Origin of the sequence: [Flexibacter] sp. ATCC 35208 (assembly GCF_001975825.1) — a bacterium.
GTDB lineage: Bacteria > Bacteroidota > Bacteroidia > Chitinophagales > Chitinophagaceae > Chitinophaga.
This window is the reverse complement of record NZ_MTKN01000146.1, coordinates 1-4,176: the sequence shown is the minus strand read 5'-3', so window position 1 is coordinate 4,176 and position 4,176 is coordinate 1. Positions and strand designations below refer to the sequence as shown.

5 protein-coding genes are annotated in these 4,176 nt (G+C 44.9%); 1 reads left to right on the top strand and 4 read right to left on the bottom strand.

All coding sequences use genetic code 11. From position 1 onward, the window contains the following. Positions 1 to 51: 51 nt before the first annotated feature. Complete coding sequence (locus BW716_RS34530; protein ID WP_083730596.1) at positions 52 to 675, top strand: hypothetical protein; 624 nt, start codon at positions 52 to 54, stop codon at positions 673 to 675. A gap of 105 nt (positions 676 to 780) precedes the next feature. On the opposite strand, the gene BW716_RS34525 is transcribed toward BW716_RS34530, so the two are convergent. The 4 genes from BW716_RS34525 to BW716_RS34510 form a co-directional block, all read right to left on the bottom strand. Further along, positions 781 to 1,497, bottom strand: a complete 717-nt coding sequence (locus BW716_RS34525) for an AAA family ATPase (protein WP_083730595.1) — start codon at positions 1,495 to 1,497, stop codon at positions 781 to 783. Then, complete coding sequence (locus tag BW716_RS34520) at positions 1,494 to 2,207, bottom strand: YggS family pyridoxal phosphate-dependent enzyme (RefSeq protein WP_083730594.1); 714 nt, start codon at positions 2,205 to 2,207, stop codon at positions 1,494 to 1,496. The genes BW716_RS34525 and BW716_RS34520 overlap by 4 nt, the downstream gene beginning before the upstream one ends. A gap of 158 nt (positions 2,208 to 2,365) precedes the next feature. Then, positions 2,366 to 3,187, bottom strand: a complete 822-nt coding sequence (locus BW716_RS34515) for a PfkB family carbohydrate kinase (protein ID WP_083730593.1) — start codon at positions 3,185 to 3,187, stop codon at positions 2,366 to 2,368. 146 nt (positions 3,188 to 3,333) lie between these two features. Further along, the gene (locus BW716_RS34510; protein WP_083730592.1) at positions 3,334 to 3,894 is read right to left on the bottom strand and encodes a thioredoxin family protein; all 561 of its coding nucleotides are present in this window, start codon (positions 3,892 to 3,894) and stop codon (positions 3,334 to 3,336) included. Between the last annotated feature and the right edge of the window lie 282 nt (positions 3,895 to 4,176).

Here is a 4,176-nt window from a genome sequence, read left to right as displayed (position 1 = left end):
CCTCTTTCATGAAGGTTTTAATTCGGAATAATAATTGATGTGGTGATAGGTATGAAAACGAACCTCATTTTAGCCTTGTTAATACTGGCAGCATGCAATTCAAAACCTGGTGCTGTTTCCGAAAAAGATTCCACCATAGCAGCCCCTGCTGCGCCAACTCCTGTAGCAGTGCCCGTACCTTCTACTGATCCGGTTGCACCCAATGAAGCTTACCTCATCGTACCGGGCAAAGCAATAGGGAATACCCATATTAATGATAATATGGACTCAGTAATCAAATTGCTGGGAAAACCTGATGATGGGGATGCGGCTATGCAGAAATCAGTCGTCATTTATTACAAAGGTGCATATGCAACTTCAATATTGTCTGCCCGCAATCCGGATGGAGACAATCCGATTGCCAAAGTAAAACAGATCAGGGTGACATCGCCTGCATTTAAAACGGAAGATGGTTTGCATGTTGGATCTTCGATAGATGAATTAAATGCAATGTACCAGTTGAGGAAAACGACTACTTATACAGGAGCCGGTGGTGAATGCACAGTATGGGATGCTGGTCATGGCATTGCTTTTGAAACAGATCCTGCCAAAAACTGTATTGCTGTGATTGTGTATTCTCCGGAAGGACCCTATCAGGGAGCAGCACTGAATATCCGGCCTAATCGCAAACCCTGAATGATGATATCAGCGATTTGTAAATAAATCGCTTTTTCAGATTGTGGATCCAGTTGTATTTCTAATTTCCAGGGACGTAGCATTGTGGTTTTAACTCTGCGATGATCATTGATTTTCGTGTGCTTCCAGCTCTGCGATGATGCGTTTCTTCATGGAGGTATGAATGTAGTCTTTTACCTCTGCATAAGAGATGCCGTATCTGCGTTCCAGGTCCTGCAGGTGAGCGGGAAATGGCGCCAGCATTTTATCATAGTAACCATCCAGGTCTTCGTCGGAAGGTAATTCATATTTGATCTTTAACTGAAACCTGCGCAGGATGGCGGGATCAATCATTTCGTAGTGATTGGTGGCACAGATCAGCAGACTCTCTGCAGGCAGGTAGTCGATTTCCTGGATGAGGGAGTTCACGAGCCGGCGCATTTCGCCTACGTCGTTGTCTTCATTATTGTCACGGGTTTTACCCATCAGGTCAAACTCATCGAGGAAGAGCACAGACTTTTGTCTGGCAGAAAGATCGAATAATGACTTTAGATTTTTTGAAGTTTCGCCGATACGGGACGATACGAGGTTACTCAGGTTTACGATGGTGATCTTTTTTTTCAGGGCAGTGGCGATCGCTTTGGCAGTCGTGGTTTTGCCGCAGCCGGACTGGCCGTGTAAGAGGATCTTATTGTCGATCTGTAAGCCGTATTTCTTCAGCTCATCGAGGTATTTGTATTCTTTGATCACCTGGGCCAGGGCCACTTTATTTTCAGGTGTAAAGAAGATCTCATCAAAATCAACATTTACCGTTTCCTGTATAGTAAGGTCGTATACGCTCATGATATAATTTCGTTTTCATTCCAGATTTCCTTGCCTAAAAAGCGATTGCCGAAAATGGAGGTACCTACACGTACGATGTTGGATCCTTCGGCAATGGCGGTTTCCAGGTCTTGTGACATGCCCATGGAAAGTTGCAGGTGATTCATACCCATGCGTTCCTTAATTGTTTTTAATAACCTTAAAGGAGGGCGCATTTTTTCAACTTCCACATCCAGCAGACCGATTGTCATTAAGCCTTTGATATGTAGCGTATCCAATTTTTGGATGGCTTTGATGAAGGCATCGACATCTTCAGGTGGCACCCCGAATTTGCTTTCTTCATAAGAGGTATTGACCTGTATGAAGACGTCGAGGCGCCGGCCTTCGCTTTGCAGGCGTTTGTCCAGTTCCTGTGCGATGGATACCCGGTCCAGCGATTGGATGCAACTTACATATTTTAGAACATCTTTGATCTTATTGGTTTGCAAATGTCCGATAAAATGGCGTTCGATGCGCAGGTCTTTCAGGGCTTCGTGCTTGTCGCGGAACTCCTGGACTTTGTTTTCGCCGATCAGGGTTTCGCCGGCTTCGATGGCGATGCGTATTTTTTCCGGGGGGACTGTTTTGGTAGCGAGGAGTAGGCGTACTTCTTTTTCATCACGGCCTGCGGTTTGGCAGGCGTTCCTGATCCGTTGGTGAACGGTTTGGATGTTATTTTTTATTTCCTGCATAGGCTGCAATGAGTTTATTGCAAAAGGTGAAAAACTTGTTGTTCATTTCAGAGAAGTCAGCGTCCGGTTTTTGGGTCTCGTCTTCCTTGCGTTGGCCCAAAGGAGGTATGCACCAGGCGCTAGGCCTCGTGGATGATAAAGTGTATGTGCATAGTCTGTTATTTTAGCAGGTCCAGGTGCTTCATGAGGGCAGCTGCACTCAGTTCTTTTTCATTGACAGACTGAACATAAATGAGTGTGCGATAGATGAAGTCCATGGCAATGCGGATAGCTTGATCGATGCTTTTTCCGAGCGTGAGCTGGGAGGTAATGATGGCGGTGAACAGGTCGCCGGTGCCGGTGGTCTCAAGGGCGATTTTAGGACCGTTGAAGCGGATTGTTTCTCCTTTCTGGATTAATATCACTTCCATGACCTCAGGCGGCGTATCGGTCAGATTTGCACTAGTGAGAACGATTGTTTTATCCCTGAGGATGTCGTGTTGCTGGATGGCGGTTTTTAGTTCGTCGATAGTTTTGAATGGATGTTGAAGAATAAATTCCAGTTCCCAGTGATTGGGAGTGAGGATATGAGCGAGTGGTAATAGTTTATTGACGGAGTAGGTCGCGATTTCTTCTTCGAAATAGAGACCGCCACAGTGGAAGTCGCCGAAGACAGGGTCGTAGACGAATTTCAGGTGTGGGTATTGTAGGGCCGTATTGGCGATGATGTCGATATTTTCGGGGAGGTTACAGAAGCCGCTGATGAGGTAATCTGCGTCAGCAGGGATGTTGATGGCGCCGATGCCTTTTACCAGGTCGGATAGTAAGGCAGGGGAGATGGCTTCGCCAAAGATCACCGGGTGGCCGGTGTGGGCGGATAAGAAAACGGTAGGCAGTAAGGTCAGGTCGATGCCATGGAGCTGGATGGCGAACCCTGCAATGTTATTGCCTACGTAGCCGCTGGCTACCTGGCTTTGGATACTGATAATGTTTTTTGGCATACGCAAATGTAAGGAGATACTGGATTAGGTAGGTAGGCCAAAAGTGATAAAAGTGGGTAGTCCAGGGGTGGTTTTAAGAGGTTGGTATTTTAAAAGATTAACATTTTTAAAGAGCGAATGCTTTAGAATGTTAAAACTTTAATTGGTCATAGCTTTAAAAGTTCCGTCATCTCCTTTTGCAGATCCTGCCCTTTATTCGCATTATACCACTTTTGAATTTCCATCTTAACCGTGTCAAAGTCTGCCTTTTCCGCTGTCAGGCGTGTATACATTTCCTGGCAATCTTTTGGTCTGGGTCCCCAGGTGGCAAGATCATATCCATCCGCATTGTGGATGATCAGTTTTGGAATAGACTTTCCGTTATTCGTAAGGTATTGATTTATTCTGAAAGGCTCGCTGTCTCTTAACTCATAAGTGATTTTAATGAGCGGGTTTAGATGACTTGCCATTTCAAGGAAGGGTACGCTATGTGCTGCATCGCCACACCATGGTTCAGTAATGATGATCCAGTGTTGGTATTCGTTTATATTTTGAATAGCAGTTTTGAATGCATCGGTGAGTTTGCCGGTTTTCAACCACCGGTTCATTCTGGTCCAGTTTAGTTTTGTGTAATCCAGATAGTGAGGATTGTCGTATGGTGCTGGTTGCTCCTCGTCTTTTTTATTGAGTATCGTCTCAAATTGATCACAATAATCTTTGAATGTCATGTTACAAATATAGTAATTAATTCATGCGCCTATAGGCGGTGGGGGATAGCCTACATGTGTTTTGAATAAGCGGGGAAAGTGTTGTGGGTTATTTAAACTTCGGCTCATAGGCGATCCGGGTGATAGATTAGCAGTGATGACTGTGCATATGCAGGTAGAAGGAGAAAGGCATTCGAAGGTGTTTTGGGATTTGTGGGGAAATAAAGTTGGGAAAAGATAATGCTGGTTAAATAAGGTTGTGGAATAATGCTGGGTAATAATAAAATAGAATTACCCATTTAC